16 protein-coding genes are annotated in these 14,291 nt (G+C 57.8%); 7 read left to right on the plus strand and 9 right to left on the minus strand.

Features of this window, described 5'->3' with window-relative positions; translation table 11 throughout:
- Nucleotides 1-16 precede the first annotated feature (16 nt).
- The gene (gene glpK / locus K3556_RS02635) at nucleotides 17-1,483 is read left to right on the plus strand and encodes a glycerol kinase GlpK (protein ID WP_260518180.1); all 1,467 of its coding nucleotides are present in this window, start codon (nucleotides 17-19) and stop codon (nucleotides 1,481-1,483) included.
- Here glpK and K3556_RS02640 read toward each other — a convergent pair.
- Complete coding sequence (locus tag K3556_RS02640) at nucleotides 1,470-1,712, minus strand: hypothetical protein (protein WP_260518181.1); 243 nt, start codon at nucleotides 1,710-1,712, stop codon at nucleotides 1,470-1,472. The genes glpK and K3556_RS02640 overlap by 14 nt on opposite strands.
- Nucleotides 1,713-1,805: 93 nt before the next feature.
- On the opposite strand from K3556_RS02640, the gene K3556_RS02645 reads away from it, so the two are divergent.
- A complete protein-coding gene (locus K3556_RS02645) occupies nucleotides 1,806-2,177 on the plus strand; it encodes a YigZ family protein (RefSeq protein ID WP_260518182.1) in 372 nt (123 codons plus the stop codon).
- Nucleotides 2,178-2,259: 82 nt separating this feature from the next.
- Here K3556_RS02645 and K3556_RS02650 read toward each other — a convergent pair whose 3' ends face one another.
- Nucleotides 2,260-2,718: a hypothetical protein gene (locus K3556_RS02650; RefSeq protein ID WP_260518183.1), complete on the minus strand. Its 459-nt coding sequence runs from the start codon at nucleotides 2,716-2,718 to the stop codon at nucleotides 2,260-2,262.
- Between the two features lie 392 nt (nucleotides 2,719-3,110).
- Here K3556_RS02650 and K3556_RS02655 point away from each other — a divergent pair, with 392 nt between their 5' ends.
- Nucleotides 3,111-3,704, plus strand: coding sequence for a thymidine kinase (locus K3556_RS02655; RefSeq protein WP_260518184.1), 594 nt, complete (start codon nucleotides 3,111-3,113; stop codon nucleotides 3,702-3,704).
- Nucleotides 3,705-3,818: 114 nt separating this feature from the next.
- Here the strand turns inward: K3556_RS02655 and K3556_RS02660 are convergent, their stop codons facing one another.
- The 4 genes from K3556_RS02660 to K3556_RS02675 form a co-directional block, all read right to left on the minus strand.
- Nucleotides 3,819-4,769, minus strand: a complete 951-nt coding sequence (locus K3556_RS02660; RefSeq protein ID WP_260518185.1) for a 2-hydroxyacid dehydrogenase — start codon at nucleotides 4,767-4,769, stop codon at nucleotides 3,819-3,821.
- The gene (locus K3556_RS02665) at nucleotides 4,769-5,107 is read right to left on the minus strand and encodes a tRNA-binding protein (RefSeq protein WP_260518186.1); all 339 of its coding nucleotides are present in this window, start codon (nucleotides 5,105-5,107) and stop codon (nucleotides 4,769-4,771) included. Before K3556_RS02665 ends, K3556_RS02660 begins: the two co-directional genes overlap by 1 nt.
- The gene (gene proC, locus K3556_RS02670) at nucleotides 5,100-5,924 is read right to left on the minus strand and encodes a pyrroline-5-carboxylate reductase (protein ID WP_260518187.1); all 825 of its coding nucleotides are present in this window, start codon (nucleotides 5,922-5,924) and stop codon (nucleotides 5,100-5,102) included. The genes K3556_RS02665 and proC overlap by 8 nt, the downstream gene beginning before the upstream one ends.
- A gap of 111 nt (nucleotides 5,925-6,035) precedes the next feature.
- Nucleotides 6,036-6,539: a YbjN domain-containing protein gene (locus K3556_RS02675; protein WP_260518188.1), complete on the minus strand. Its 504-nt coding sequence runs from the start codon at nucleotides 6,537-6,539 to the stop codon at nucleotides 6,036-6,038.
- Between the two features lie 311 nt (nucleotides 6,540-6,850).
- Here K3556_RS02675 and K3556_RS02680 point away from each other — a divergent pair, with 311 nt between their 5' ends.
- From K3556_RS02680 to K3556_RS02695, 4 genes are all read left to right on the plus strand, one after another.
- A complete protein-coding gene (locus K3556_RS02680) occupies nucleotides 6,851-8,137 on the plus strand; it encodes a lipoprotein-releasing ABC transporter permease subunit (protein WP_260518189.1) in 1,287 nt (428 codons plus the stop codon).
- Nucleotides 8,130-8,807, plus strand: coding sequence for an ABC transporter ATP-binding protein (locus K3556_RS02685; RefSeq protein WP_260518190.1), 678 nt, complete (start codon nucleotides 8,130-8,132; stop codon nucleotides 8,805-8,807). The genes K3556_RS02680 and K3556_RS02685 overlap by 8 nt, the downstream gene beginning before the upstream one ends.
- A 104-nt stretch (nucleotides 8,808-8,911) precedes the next feature.
- Nucleotides 8,912-9,559, plus strand: a complete 648-nt coding sequence (locus K3556_RS02690) for a DUF3047 domain-containing protein (protein WP_260518191.1) — start codon at nucleotides 8,912-8,914, stop codon at nucleotides 9,557-9,559.
- A gap of 91 nt (nucleotides 9,560-9,650) precedes the next feature.
- Nucleotides 9,651-10,064 carry a c-type cytochrome gene (locus K3556_RS02695; RefSeq protein WP_260518192.1) on the plus strand — a complete coding sequence of 138 codons (414 nt, stop codon included), beginning with the start codon at nucleotides 9,651-9,653 and terminating at the stop codon, nucleotides 10,062-10,064.
- 174 nt (nucleotides 10,065-10,238) lie between these two features.
- Here the strand turns inward: K3556_RS02695 and K3556_RS02700 are convergent, their stop codons facing one another.
- The 3 genes from K3556_RS02700 to K3556_RS02710 form a co-directional block, all read right to left on the minus strand.
- Nucleotides 10,239-11,012, minus strand: coding sequence for a hypothetical protein (locus K3556_RS02700; protein WP_260518193.1), 774 nt, complete (start codon nucleotides 11,010-11,012; stop codon nucleotides 10,239-10,241).
- A 12-nt stretch (nucleotides 11,013-11,024) separates the two neighbouring features.
- On the minus strand, nucleotides 11,025-12,983 hold the full coding sequence (parE, locus tag K3556_RS02705; protein ID WP_260518194.1) for a DNA topoisomerase IV subunit B: 1,959 nt from the start codon (nucleotides 12,981-12,983) through the stop codon (nucleotides 11,025-11,027).
- Nucleotides 12,984-13,315: 332 nt separating this feature from the next.
- The gene (locus K3556_RS02710; protein ID WP_260518195.1) at nucleotides 13,316-14,227 is read right to left on the minus strand and encodes a tellurite resistance TerB family protein; all 912 of its coding nucleotides are present in this window, start codon (nucleotides 14,225-14,227) and stop codon (nucleotides 13,316-13,318) included.
- Nucleotides 14,228-14,291 lie beyond the last annotated feature (64 nt).

Genomic DNA, 14,291 nt, shown 5'->3' on the forward strand with positions numbered 1-14,291 from the left:
GATGATCGGAGACACAATGACCCACATTCTTGCCATTGATCAGGGCACCACATCCTCGCGCGCCATTTTGTTTGACCATCAGATGCGCCCGACCCGATCCGCGCAGCGCGAATTTACACAGCACTTTCCGGCCTCGGGTTGGGTCGAGCATGATCCGGAAGAAATTTGGAAAACGGTTCGCGATACCTGTCTTGAGGTTGCCAGCGGTGCTGACATCGCAGCCATTGGCATCACCAACCAGCGCGAAACGACGCTGGTCTGGGATCGGGCGACGGGACAACCAATTCACAACGCAATCGTGTGGCAGGACCGACGCACTGCTGGCACTTGTTCCAAGCTGAAAGAGGCCGGGCACGAAGCGCTTGTGACCAGTCGAACTGGGTTATTGTTGGATCCCTATTTCTCTGGGACAAAATTGGCCTGGATATTGGACAATGTGGACGGTGCCCGCGCCCGCGCCGAAGCGGGCGAGTTGGTGTTCGGCACGGTCGATACCTTTCTGATCTGGCGCCTGACAGGTGGGGCGCGGCACGTGACCGACGCCACCAACGCTGCGCGGACGATGCTCTACGACATCAACTCCGGCGCATGGGACGCTGACATCTGCGCGCTTCTGGATATCCCGATGTCGATGCTTCCCGAGGTGCTGGATTGCGCCGCCAAGTTCGGCACGACAGATCTGCTGGGTGGTGAGACCCCGATCCTGGGTGTTGCAGGTGATCAGCAGGCGGCCACGATTGGGCAGGCCTGTTTTAAACCCGGCATGATGAAATCCACATATGGCACGGGCTGCTTTGCGCTGTTGAATACGGGGGACACCCCGGTCACCTCGACCAATCGACTTCTGACCACCATTGCCTATCAATTGGATAGTAAGCCAACCTATGCGCTGGAAGGGTCGATTTTCATCGCCGGGGCCGCCGTGCAATGGCTGCGCGATGGGCTGGGGATCATCGATGATGCCGCACAGACGGGTAATCTGGCCAAAGCTGCTGACCCCGAACAGGACGTCGTTCTTGTTCCAGCCTTCACCGGCCTGGGCGCACCCTATTGGGATGCTGAATGCCGCGGTGCGGTGTTCGGCTTAACGCGAGGTTCAGGGCCAAAGGAATTTGCGCGCGCTGCACTTGAAAGCGTCGGGTTTCAGACCCGTGATCTGTTGGCTGCAATGAAGGCAGATATGGGGGCGAAGGCCGATACTGTGTTGCGTGTCGATGGTGGCATGGCGGCGTCTGACTGGACCATGCAGTTTCTGGCCGACATCACCGGAGCGGCCGTTGATCGCCCAACAGTGCTGGAAACCACCGCATTGGGGGCGGCTTGGCTGGCAGGGATGAAAGCGGGCCTATACCCCGATCAAGACGGGTTTGCCGCGCGTTGGGCGCTGGATTGCCGGTTCGAGGTCAAGATGGATCAGGCTACCCGGGCCCGACGCTATCAGACTTGGCAAGACGCTGTCAGCCGTACCCTTAGCCGCCCGTAGTCTTGGTCGAACGATATATTCCTTCAGGAAGGTTTAATGCAGCTGTCAGGTCTGCCAGTTGTGCGGGTGACAGCGTGATCCGATGAACCAAGTCCGTGCGCGGGTCCCATTGTTCCAGCGTGACGCAATCGTCAAACGCATTGATGGTGACGTCTTCGTTCAAATGCTCGCGCCCTTCGTCCACAAGGGTAACGACGGTTGCGTCAAATTCGTGCTCAATAGTAAACATAGGGCGAGTTTACGCGATCGCGCGACAAAGGCCAGTGCATCCTCTGGTCCGGATGGGTTTTGGCGCCTACATTACGCGGATCAGTGGGGGCAGATGCAGCAGTTTAATGGTTTCCTGACCGATCGTGGTTCAAAATACGCAGTGTCTGGCGGGCCGGTCACGTCGCGTGCCGACGTGAAGGCGTTTCTGAAGGCACTGACCCGCGATAAGCGCTTCGCCAAGGCTAGCCACAATACCTGGGCTGCGCTTTTAGCTGATGATGGCCCGACAAAGGGCGACGACGGAGAGGCTGGGGCAGGGCTTGTCATCCTGCGGATGTTGGAGCGCGAGGGGTTGCAGGGTCACATCATTGTTGTAACCCGCTGGTTCGGGGGAACGAAGTTGGGGGGTGACAGATTCCGCCGTGTTCAGGATTGTGTGGATCACTATCTCACCAACGCTGATTTGCGAAATGGCGGAGGATAGAAGTCATGCCGTGGCGCCCATAGACACCCGGCAACTGGCTGCAGATCTGATTTAGGTGAAGATGCGCGGCCGCCAGAGGCGGTCAGCCGCCGCTTTCTTCCTCAAGATGAAGTTTCATATCGATCAGCACATGCTGAAGCGCCAACGTTTCACGCAGCAGGCGTTTGGCTTCGTTGATGGTGATCACACCATCTTCGATAGACTGCTGATACTCTCCCATCAGCATGGCAAAACGCTGCGAAAGCGCGATGACGTCCGAGTTAACGCCGCCGCTCGCCGCGTTCTTGCGTTCCGCGTCATAAGACATAGTGATGCCCTGCAGTTCCGCCAGCGCGCTGGTGACATGCGGATAACGTGACGCTTTCTCCAGAGCCGCCACAGCGTCTACCGGCATGAACCTATCGCTATGTTCGTCGCTGTCTGAATAATAACGGCCCAACGTCGCTTTGGACTTGCCGGTAAGTTCACATGCTGCCTCAAGCCCCACATCCTTAACCAAGGTCTCGGTGTGCTTCTTCAAGTAACTGCCAATACTTTCCATATACGTAACCTCTGCACATCCGCATCTGACTGCGGGGAAATCCACGTTTCTTTTCCCATTATTCTGCGCGCAATGGAATGGCTTATTTAATCCATAGCGAGTTGGTGAGTTTATCGAGTGCTTGGCGCTTGTCGCGCCAGCGCACAGAAAGGGTCCACTGTGTGTATGACGGTGGGAGATTTGGACATGTTGTTCAGGTCAGTGTCAGCAGGGCACATGTGGTGAGTAATTGGTCCGTTCCATCCCCAGGGTTTCGACCCGCAGACCTTAATAGTGTTTTTGCTTCTGCTGCCCCCTTTCTGTCTGCGCGCTTGTTTTTGAAACAGCTGCGCTGCGGCCTGCTTTGTGATGCAGCCCTTGATCACGACAGCCGCGCGGCGTAATCCCAAAGCATGGCCAAACTCTATTTTCAATATTCGACGATGAATGCGGGTAAATCGACCCTGCTTCTGCAAGCCAGTCATAACTATGGCGAACGCGGCATGCAGACTTATCTGATCACCGCAAAACTGGATGGTCGGGCTGGGTCCGCTCGTATTGGCAGCCGGATCGGCATTGGTACTGACGCCGACACTTTTGATGTTGGCGAGGATCTGTTTCAGAAAATTAAAGCGCGGCTGAATGCCGGGCCGTGCGCCTGCGTGTTCATTGACGAAGCGCAGTTTCTTGAGCCCGATCAGGTGTGGCAATTGGCGCGTGTTGTCGACGACTTGGGCGTGCCGATCATGTGTTACGGCCTGCGCGTTGATTTTCAGGGCAAACTGTTCCCCGGGTCTGCTGCGCTTTTGGCATTGGCGGATGAAATGCGCGAAGTGCGCACGATCTGCCATTGCGGCAAGAAGGCCACGATGGTTGTCCGTCAAGACGGCGAAGGCAATGTGCTGACCGCGGGCGATCAGGTACAGATCGGCGGGAACGAAACCTATGTTTCGCTATGTCGCCGCCACTGGCGCGAAGCGGTGGGAGACACCGAAGCCATGACTTAAAGCGTCTCGCCTTTTATCTGAGGCAGGGGAAAGGCGAGGCGCCGCGCAACATATGAACATTGTGGGCGTTTCCCGAAAATCCTGTGACGCGGGTTTTACGCGAAACGCTTTAGCTCAAACCGGGCTAATCAGCGGCTTGCCCGCGGCGAAGGCTTCCAGATTGTCCATCGCCAACATTCCCATGGCCGTGCGCACTTCCAGCGTGGCCGTGCCCAGATGCGGCAAAAGGGTCACGTTTTCCCGCGCGATCAGGGCGTCTGGCACCTTTGGTTCAAACTCATATACATCCAGTCCCGCACCTGCGATCTGCCCGGCGTCCAGCGCAACGATCAGTGCAGCTTCGTCCACGATTTCACCGCGAGCGATGTTCACCAGAATGGCGTGCGGTTGCATGGCGGTGAATGTGTCAGCGCCAATCAAGTGCTGGGTGTCAGCACCCCCAGGCACCGCGATCACCAGAATATCGCAGGCCGCTGCGACCTCGTGAATGCTGGGCAATTGACGTGCCGGAAAAGGTGGGTTTTTGGGGGACCGATTGAAAAACACCACATCCATACCGAACCCATGGTGACAGCGCGCGGCGATGGCCTGACCAATCCGGCCCATGCCTATAATGCCGATGGTCTTGCCTGTGACGTGCAGCCCCAACATCTGTGTGGGATGCCACCCTTTCCAACGCCCAGCCCGCACCATGCGTTCGCCTTCGCCCGCGCGCCGCGCTGTCATCAGGATCAAGGTCATCGCCGTGTCGGCAGTGGCGTCGGTCACCGCACCGGGCGTGTTCGACACCGCCAAACCATGCGCTTTGGCGGCATCCACGTCGATGTGGTTATAGCCGACACCAAAATTCGCCAGCAGCTTGGCGCGGATGTCACCCGCCGCATCCAACACCTGAGCGGAATAGAAATCCCCGAGCGTTGGTAGAATCAAGTCGAAGTCGCGCAGGCTGGTGATCATCTGGTCTTGCGACAGGGATGTGGTGTCGGTGCGCACAGTCACCTCGAAACTTTTGCGCGCACGGTCGACCACCGCATCGGGTAGTGGGCGGGAAATGAACAGCCGCATCAATACATCCGCGCGCCATTGGGCACCGTTTTGTCGGGCGTCAACAGTACGATCTCCTCCTGTTCGTCGGGCAGTCCCAACACCAGTACTTCGCTCATCACAGGCCCAATTTGGCGGGGAGGGAAGTTGACGACGGCCAAGACCTCTTTCCCCACAAGCGTTTCGGGGTCGTAATGCGTCGTGATCTGCGCCGAGCTTTTCTTTTCGCCCAGCTCAGGTCCGAAATCGACCCACAGTTTTATGGCGGGTTTACGCGCTTCGGGAAAAGGTTCAGCCCGTGTGACGGTGCCTTTGCGAATGTCCACCTTCAGGAAGTCTTCAAAACTCAGATCACCCATTTGCAAGCTCCTTGGATCGGTTGGCGGCAGCGGCGACGGCGCGGGTCAGAAGTGATGGGAAGCCGTCTGCCTCATTCATCAAAACCTCAAGCGCGGCGGCTGTGGTGCCACCAGGGCTGGTCACGTTCTTGCGAAGCTGAGCCGGGTCGTCGCTTGCGTTTTCGGCCAACGCACCGGCGCCACCGACGGTCGCCTTGGCAAGTTGCATGGAGAGCGCGGGTGATAAACCTTGTGCAACGCCCGCAGCAGCGAGCGTTTCGATGAGGTGGAACACATAGGCTGGACCAGAGCCGGATACAGCAGTGACCGCGTCCATCTGATGCTCGCCTTCAAGCCGGACAACCTGCCCGACGGCCGACAACAGCGTTTCCGCCATGTCCATATGGGCAGCGGTCGCGCGACTGTTGCCGCAGATAGCGGTGATCCCACGCCCGACGGCAGCAGGTGTATTTGGCATCGCGCGGATGATTGGTGTTTGGTCCCCCACCATGGCCTCATAGGTTGCGATGGGCGTGCCAGCGGCAACAGACAAAAACAGCGTCGTGCCGTTGCCGAGACTTGCCAGCGTCGGCAGGGCATCCGTCATCATCTGGGGCTTCACGGCCACCAAAACGATCGCGGGGTTGGTCGGCAGGTCGGCATTCAGGTTCAACCCCTCCAGCGCGGACAGCCACTCTGACGGATAGGGATCATTGACCCAAACGGACCCAGCCGGAAGCCCTTGCGCAAGCCAGCCCTCCAGCATTGCCGACCCCATCTTGCCGCAACCCAAAAGCACCAGGCCGCGCGCCTCTAGGTCTTTCATATCTGCGCTCATTTGTGTTCCTCCGATCCAGTCAAGCAATGGATAACGCGCAGGTCAGGTGTCCGGCCAGCAAAAAAGCCCGGTCAAGGACCGAGCTTTTCCAACGGCGTGTCGAAAGCTGGTTCAGGCGCGGCCATAAGCCTCGGCGATGGCGACTTTCAGCGAGTCTTCGATGGTACGGTCGGTCCAGCTTACCAGTTGGAAGGCTGGATAGAACCTCTCGGAGGTGGCGACCGCGCTTGAGATCAACTGGTCAATCTGTTGCGGGCTGACAATCTGTCCGCCGTTCAATGCAAGCCCATAGCGATACACCATCAGCCGCTGCTCATGCCAATAGGTGAACGCCCCGGTCCAACACATATCGTTGGTCATGTTAAGCGCTTCATATAAGCGCGGCAGACTGTCCTCGGGTGGCTCCATCTCGAACGTGCAGATCAGGCGCAGCGTTTCATCATAGGGCGACCATGCCAATGTGATCGAATAGGTGCGCCACTGCCCTTCGACCGCCATGGCGATCTGGTCATCTGCAACACGGTCAAATTCCCATGCGCGGTGTTCCGCGATGGTTTCGACGATGTCGATGGGATGAAGGTCTTCACTGTCGATAAACTGCTCTGTCGCGGACATGGTGCTGTCCTTCCATTCTTTTCAGCCTCGTGGCCGGATGAGAACCCAAATCGGCCACTATAGCTTGATGCCTGTACTAGGTTCGGCGTTCTGCGCGCTTTGCCCTTACTAGATATGGTGTCAGGTCACTGAGTCGCTGTAAAGACAAACTTTCTCTTGTGGCGCAGTTGTCCACAGAAAACTCTTGTTTCTCCACAAGTTATGACCCCCTGTGGATTAAGGCGGAACGAAGCCGGTTTTCCGAGCGCCGCTTGACCTTCGCACCCCGAACCCCCAGTTTGCCGCGAAAGAGCAGATGTCAGGAGACACAGGTGTCCAATCACACAGCCCCCTTTTCCCGGTTTGAGTGGCAGATAGCGTGGCGATACCTGCGTGCGCGCCGCTCGGACGGGGGCGTCAGCACGATGACGTGGATCAGTCTGATCGGCATCACGTTGGCGGTTGCCGCCCTGATCATCACGCTGGCTGTACGCACCGGGTTCCGGGACGAGTTTGTCGACACGATCCTTGGGGCCAATGCGCATGTTGAAGTGTTCGCCCAAAGCTATGTGAACGAAAACGGCCAAGTTGAACAGACTATCTCTGACTACAAGGGGTGGGCCGGTCGCATTGCCCAGGTACCTGGCGTGTTGCGGGCGGCCCCGTTGATCAAGGGTCAGGTGATGGCCAATTCGGGTCAGAACAACGCCGGGGTCGAGGTCTTCGGCATCACCTATGACGACCTTCTGGCGATCCCCCGCGTTGCCCGTCCCGAAAGCTTTCTGGGCGATATCGCTGCTTTTGAAAATGGCATCGCGATCGGGTCTGGTGTGGCCGCAGAGTTGGGGATCGGGCTGGGCGACAAGATCAAGATCATCTCACCCAACGGGGTGAAAACCGCTTTTGGCACCAGCCCGCGGGTGAATGCTTATGACGTGACCTATATCTTCACCGCCGGGCGCTGGGACATCGACCGCACGCGCGTATACCTGCCCTTTGCCGAGGCGCAGAGTTTCTTCAACCGCGAAGGGGCAGCGGATCAGATCGAAGTCATTGTGGAAGACCCCGAAAAAGTGGATCGCTTGATCGAGGATATTCTGACTGCCGCGAAAGAACCCGCGTCCTATTGGACATGGCGTGACCGCTCGGGCGCGTTTCTCAGGGCGCTCGACATGGAAGACAACGTGATGTTCATCATCCTGTCGGTGTTGGTGTTGATCGCGTCGATGAACATAACCTCTGGCTTGATCATGCTGGTGAAGAACAAAGGCCGCGACATTGGTATTCTGCGCACCATGGGCCTGACCGAGGGGTCAATCCTGCGGGTCTTTTTTCTGTGTGGATCACTGACCGGGATCGTTGGCACCATTGCGGGCGTCATCCTGGGATGCCTGTTCTCGATCAACATTGACGCGATCTTCTCGGTCCTCAACTATTTCTCGGGGGGTGGCGTTTGGGATCCATCAATCCGCGGCATCTATCGCCTGCCTGCAAAGCTCGAGTTCTGGGATGTGGCCTCCGCCGTAGGTCTTTCGCTGGCGCTCTCATTCCTTGTAACTCTTTTCCCGGCGCGCAAAGCCGCGCGGATGAACCCGGTCGAGGCGCTGCGCTATGAGTAACCCTGTTCTGCGCCTTACGGGCATCCAAAAGACCTATAACGAAGGCACGCCCGGTGAAATCCGCGTGCTGCGCGGCGCCGATCTTGAGATCGCCCGCGGCGAGGTCGTGGCGTTGGTTGCGCCGTCCGGGTCGGGCAAATCCACGCTTCTTCACATCGCGGGGCTGCTGGATACGGCAGATGCAGGGCAGGTGGCAATCAACGGGCAGGACATGGGCGCGCTGTCAGATCGCAAGCGGACGGCAGCCCGCCGCAACGAGGTGGGGTTCATCTATCAATTCCACCATTTGCTGCCGGAATTCACCGCGCTGGAAAATATCGTCTTGCCGCAACTGGCCAATGGCATTGGTGACAAGGTTGCCCGTGACCACGCCATGGAACTGATGGCGCGTGTGGGCGTGGATACCCGCGCCACTCACCGGCCAGCCGAGCTGTCGGGGGGCGAACAGCAACGCGTCGCCTTCTGTCGCGCGCTGGCGAACCGTCCCGCGCTGCTATTGGCCGATGAACCCACCGGCAACCTTGACCCGGACACGGCTGAAACTGTGTTTGGCGCGCTGATGGAGCTGGTGCGCGACACCGGCCTGTCAGCCCTTATCGCAACCCACAATCTTGAACTGGCCGCGCGCATGGATCGCACCCTGCGGTTGGATGGCGGGGTAATCACGTGACTGCTCGCGGGCGCTGACAATCATGTGAAATGACCCGCGACGGCATTGCTTGGCGCGCGTGGTTGGGCAAACTCACGTCACACGAACGAGTGCCGGAGTACCCCATGCCAAACCTTCTGAAAACCTCCCTTCTTGCCGTCGCCTTGTGCGCGCAAACCGCGTCGGCAGGTCCCATAGGATTTGGCGACTGGCGGCAACACTGGTTTGCGCGGTTTGCGGATGTTGACTTCACCTACGCTGCCAATGCGCTGAGCGTGCAGGCCAATGGCGCGGTATCAATCACCTACCGGCTGCTTGACCCGCAGAACTGGGGCGCAACCTCCGCCCGCTGGTCATGGTCGGTTGATCAGTCTGTTCCGAAAACCGATCTGCGTCAGAAGGGCGGGGATGACCGAAACCTCGCGCTCTGTTTCGCCTTCCTGCCAAAAGCCGAGGCCGAGCGGGTCAAGGGTGGTCGCAACCTGCGCAGGCTGTTGAAAAACCCAAACGGGCGCGTGCTGGTCTATGTCTGGGGCGGTGATCACGGGCGCGGCGCGGTGCTGGCGTCGCCGTATCTGGGTGCGCGCGGCAAGACCGTGGTGCTGCGGCCATCGGGCACCGGCGGCCATGCAGAACGCGTCGATCTGGCGGCCGATTATCGCCGTGCCTTTGGATCAGAGCCCGGCGCGCTGGTTGCCTTGGCCGTGTCGGCGGACAGCGATGACACAAACACCGTTGCGCGCGGACGGATTGCGGATCTGGAGCTGAAGTAGGCGGATAACAGCGGCCCCGGCGCCTGTTCTGGTTGAACCTGCCGGGCCGCGTGCTAGGATCGTAGCGCAACCCATTCTGATGCGAGGTCCCATGCTGCGCACCGCCCTGATCCTTCCCGTTCTGACCCTGACGCTCGCCGCCTGCGAACCGGACGGCATGTTCAAAACCAATAGCGACAAAATCGACGTGACGGACGAAACCGGCGCACAGATATATGCCGAGAATTGCGCAGCCTGCCACGGGGCTGACGCCAAAGGCGGCGCCATGGCAGGCGCACCCGACCTGACCACACTGACCAAACGCCACGGCGGCAGTTTCCCCGCGCGTTACGTTATGTCCACTATCGACGGCTATGCCCAAGGCTCGCACCGTGGCCCGATGCCCGAATTCGGCGCCTATCTGGAAAGCGAGATGGAGGTCTGGGTGGACGAGAAAGGCGTGCAGACCCCGACCCCTGCTGCGTTGATTAGGCTGGCGGAGTATTTGGAGAGTGTGCAGGGGTAACGGCATTCGCTGACCTCCCGCCCGGTCGATAGACCGGGCAGCGCCCGACCCTCCCCACGGGAGGGCGCTTTTGTAGCGTTACAACATACGGAACGGGTTCGCGTGCGGTGAGCGGATGCCTCATGAGAGGGCATTGAGCGCCCACCCAGGGTCAGGCGCTGCCCTCGTCTCGATTCAATTTGAGTAATCGACGAGCCTTTTCACAAAGGCCTCAATATCGGCTTGGTGCCCCTGATGAGAAATATTTAAGGGGCGAATACACAGCCCGCGCTCGCGCACATGATTCTTTCCTTTCTCCATTCTACCCCACATAATCCGCGATAGATGTTTAAGAAGGATCTTCCCTACTTTGTCTTTATCAGGCTCGTTTGCAACGAACCGAAAAGCTCCAACAACGATGTCGCATATTGTTGCAAGGTGCGAGTGGCCAATACCTGTGTCATCTACGCCGACTACATTTTCCAACTTCTTCCTGGACCCGTCGTTCCAAGGTATCCCTAGTTCGAAGACCTCTCGAAGGTACTTCTTTTGGTGATAGTCTTCAGTGTGATCAAAAAACGCGAGACCAGATACGCCTCCATTCTCACTAAGAAATTGGTTAAATTTCGTTAGAATGGTGTTGGTACCAAACTTTAGCCGATCTTCATGTGTCTGACCTTTCGCAATCGCATGTGGAACAACATAACAGCAAATCTTGCAGCCAGTATCAGCAGCCAATTCGAGAATTTTGTTTTTTACTTCAGTATGCTGATCTCTCGAAACGTGTTCCGGTTTGGTCATCGGTGAAGATTTTAAAACATCGCCAGAAACATACCCATGACTAGCACGAAGACTTTCAACCCCTTTATGTAACTCTAGCAATTTCTCTGAGGGAAAAAATACCGCTGCGAACACCAAGAACTGCTTTTGCCCGTCCTGATCAGCCTCGTCAGCTATTAGAATGTACAAATCGTATCTACCTCAAACATCCAACTCCTCCACGAACTTCGCGTTCTCCTGAATATACTGGAACCGAAGTTCGGGTTTTTTGCCCATCAGTTGCTCGACCAAGGCGGCGGTTTCGCCGGGTTCATCCTCGTCAATCGTGACGCGGATCAGTTTGCGGGTGGCGGGGTTCATGGTGGTGTCTTTCAGGTCTTTCGCGTCCATCTCGCCCAGACCTTTAAAACGGCTGACGTCGATCTTGCCTTTGCCGCCCAGACCTTTCTCTAACCACTCGTCACGCTCGGCCTCGTCCAGACAATAGACGCGTTTCGCGCCTTGGGTAAGGCGAAACAGCGGCGGGCAGGCCAGATACAGGTGCCCGGTGTCGATCATCGGGCGCATTTGGGTGAAGAAGAATGTCATCAAAAGCGCGGCGATATGCGCGCCGTCGACATCCGCATCGGTCATGATGATGATCTTGTCATAGCGCAGATCATCGACGTTAAACCGCGTGCCCAGACCGACACCAAGGGCTTGGGTCAGGTCGCTAATCTCAGCATTGGTGCCAATCTTGGACCCCGCCGCGCCCAACACGTTCAGAATTTTACCGCGCAAGGGCAACAGCGCCTGCGTTTTCCGATCCCGCGCCATCTTGGCTGACCCACCAGCCGAGTCGCCCTCGACAATAAACAGCTCGGTGCCTTCGCGGTTGGTGGCGGAACAATCGACCAGTTTGCCGGGAAGGCGCAGTTTCTTGGTGGCGGTCTTGCGTTGCGTTTCTTTTTCCTGCTTACGGCGCAACCGTTCTTCGGCCCGCAGCACAAGGAAATCGAGGATCGCGCCCGCCGATTTCGTGTCTGCCGCCAGCCAGTTGTCAAAGTGGTCGCGCACCGATTGCTCGACCATTTTGCTGGCGCTTTCTGTGGACAGCCGGTCTTTGGTTTGCCCCACGAAGGACGGATCGGCGATGAAGCACGACACCAGCGCGCAACCGCCCGTCATCATGTCGTCGCGGGTGATGTTGGTGGCCTTTTTGTTGCCCACCAGATCGCCGTAAGCCTTGATGCCTTTCAGGATCGCGGCCCAGAATCCGGTCACGTGGGTGCCGCCTTCGGGGGTCGGAACCGTGTTACAATAGGACTGGATGTAGCCATCGCGCGACGGCGTCCAGTTGATCGCCCATTCGACATAACCGGGTTCATTGAACCGTTCGCGAAACTCGACTTTTCCGGCGAAGGGCTGGTCGGCATAGACCGACGCGCTGCCCAATGTTTCCTTCAGATAATCGGAAAGCCCGCCGGGGAAGTGGAAGGTCGCTTCAGTCGGCGTCTCGCCGTCGTCGATATGCGATTTCCAGCGAATTTCGACGCCCGAGTACAAGTAGGCCTTTGACCGCACCAGAGTGAAAAGCCGCTTGGGTTTGAACCTGTGGTGGCCGAAAATCTCTTCGTCTGCGTGGAACGTAACCTCGGTGCCGCGCTTGTTGGGGGCAGCGCCGACTTTCTCGACGGGTCCAAGCGGGATGCCACGCGAAAAGCGTTGCTCGAACATCTCTTTGTTTTTGGCGACACGGACAATCATCGAATCCGACAAAGCGTTCACGACAGACGAGCCAACACCATGCAGCCCGCCCGAGGTCTGATAGGCCTTCCCCGAAAACTTACCGCCCGCGTGCAGGGTGCACAAAATGACCTCAAGCGCGGATTTGTCGGGAAATTTGGGGTGCGGGTCGATCGGAATGCCGCGCCCGTTATCGGTAATGGAAACGGAATAATCGTCGTTCAGCGTGACTTCGATCCGGTTGGCGTGCCCAGCCACAGCTTCGTCCATCGAGTTATCAAGGATTTCGGCCACCATATGGTGCAACGCGCGCTCGTCTGTGCCGCCGATATACATCCCGGGGCGTTGGCGCACAGGCTCCAGACCCTCAAGCACCTCGATAGAGGATGCGTCATAGGTATCGGCGCCCTGACTGGCCAAAAGGTCGTTGCTCATAGATTTTTTGCCCTGCATGCTGCTTTGCTTTGCTATTTGGTGTACTATGACAGAGCACCCGGACCGGGAAAAGGGCGGGAGTGCGACTTGATTGGTTGAAACAACAGGTTTTTCGGTTTCTTTGAAAGATACGCGTTTGATCGCACCTTAAGGTGAAAAATACGTCAGGTCTTTGCCTGCGTAGATATCAGGTGATCGGGGATGCGAGCCAAGCATTTCGGAAGCAAATGCAACGTCCATATGCTCGCAATTGCTCCAATGCAGACACATCAGAAAACGAAGAAGGCACCGATTCAGCGATGCCTTCTTAACCACATAATTTGGTTTAGCACTTAGCTATACAAGGCTGGTTCGCCCATCTGCTGGTGGATCGAATTAGCGGTGCGCGCATCGATGCCCAGAGCCTGACCCAACTCGTGCAAATACTTGGCCTCGGCCTGACTGTCGAGATCCAAGCCAACCAGAGACATTGCATAGACCTGCGCTTCCATCCCGCGGGGCACGTCGCGGGCAAGGTTGCCCACATCAACAGGAAGTTGGAATTCTTCATTCACAAGCTGCACCTCAGATGCCGTCATGTCGCCCATGTGCTTCAAGAGCGCTTCTTTCTCTTTAGCGTCAACCCGACCGTCACATTTTGCGGCCTGAATAATGGCACGAAGCAGCAGTGCCGCCTGATCTTCCTGCGCTTGGGTCGGCGTTGCCTTCGGCGTGCCGCCACGCTGGAAGGCATCGTTCAGCATGTCGCCCAACGACCCGGGCGCAGGCTTGGCTGTATTGTTCCCGGGTGCCATTCCGCCGGACAGGCTTTCCAGAAGGCCGCCCAATCCGCCTTGTGCGGCACCGCCGCCAGCAGAAGTGCCACCTAACATCTTGCCCAGCATGTCCACCAGTTCGCCACCGGGATTGGCGGCTTGCCGACCCGATGATTGTGCACCGCCGCCCAAAATATCTGACAACCCGCCGCCGGTTTTGCGGCCACCTCCGCTGGTATTTTTCATGATGTCGCCCAGCATATCCGACAGCCCGCCGCCAGATGCTTGCGTGCTGGTCGACTGGCCGCCAGCTAGCCCGCCCAGCAGGTCGCCCAATCCGCCTTCGGGAGAATGATCGCTTCCAAATATGCTGCCTGTGCCGGGTTCAGCTGCCGGTCGTTGGCGAGTTGTGCCTTTACCCATACTCGACACGCCCTTGGCGATGGCCGCGCCCAGTGCAATTTTCGCCAGTGTTCCAACAAGACTCATATCAATACCTCCCAGTTTTTAATCAGAAGTGATTCTAGTCCAACAACTGTGACGAGATAAGGGG

The sequence above is a fragment of the Aliiroseovarius sp. M344 genome, from assembly GCF_025140835.1.
Classification (GTDB): Bacteria; Pseudomonadota; Alphaproteobacteria; order Rhodobacterales; family Rhodobacteraceae; genus Aliiroseovarius.

Coding starts and splice junctions, on each gene's coding strand:
- glpK (WP_260518180.1), top strand. CDS start 17: ATGACCCACATTCTTGCCATTGATCAGGGCACCACATCCTCGCGCGCC.
- K3556_RS02640 (WP_260518181.1), bottom strand. CDS start 1,712: ATGTTTACTATTGAGCACGAATTTGACGCAACCGTCGTTACCCTTGTG.
- K3556_RS02645 (WP_260518182.1), top strand. CDS start 1,806: ATGCAGCAGTTTAATGGTTTCCTGACCGATCGTGGTTCAAAATACGCA.
- K3556_RS02650 (WP_260518183.1), bottom strand. CDS start 2,718: ATGGAAAGTATTGGCAGTTACTTGAAGAAGCACACCGAGACCTTGGTT.
- K3556_RS02655 (WP_260518184.1), top strand. CDS start 3,111: ATGGCCAAACTCTATTTTCAATATTCGACGATGAATGCGGGTAAATCG.
- K3556_RS02660 (WP_260518185.1), bottom strand. CDS start 4,769: ATGCGGCTGTTCATTTCCCGCCCACTACCCGATGCGGTGGTCGACCGT.
- K3556_RS02665 (WP_260518186.1), bottom strand. CDS start 5,107: ATGGGTGATCTGAGTTTTGAAGACTTCCTGAAGGTGGACATTCGCAAA.
- proC (WP_260518187.1), bottom strand. CDS start 5,924: ATGAGCGCAGATATGAAAGACCTAGAGGCGCGCGGCCTGGTGCTTTTG.
- K3556_RS02675 (WP_260518188.1), bottom strand. CDS start 6,539: ATGTCCGCGACAGAGCAGTTTATCGACAGTGAAGACCTTCATCCCATC.
- K3556_RS02685 (WP_260518190.1), top strand. CDS start 8,130: ATGAGTAACCCTGTTCTGCGCCTTACGGGCATCCAAAAGACCTATAAC.
- K3556_RS02690 (WP_260518191.1), top strand. CDS start 8,912: ATGCCAAACCTTCTGAAAACCTCCCTTCTTGCCGTCGCCTTGTGCGCG.
- K3556_RS02695 (WP_260518192.1), top strand. CDS start 9,651: ATGCTGCGCACCGCCCTGATCCTTCCCGTTCTGACCCTGACGCTCGCC.
- parE (WP_260518194.1), bottom strand. CDS start 12,983: ATGAGCAACGACCTTTTGGCCAGTCAGGGCGCCGATACCTATGACGCA.
- K3556_RS02710 (WP_260518195.1), bottom strand. CDS start 14,227: ATGAGTCTTGTTGGAACACTGGCGAAAATTGCACTGGGCGCGGCCATC.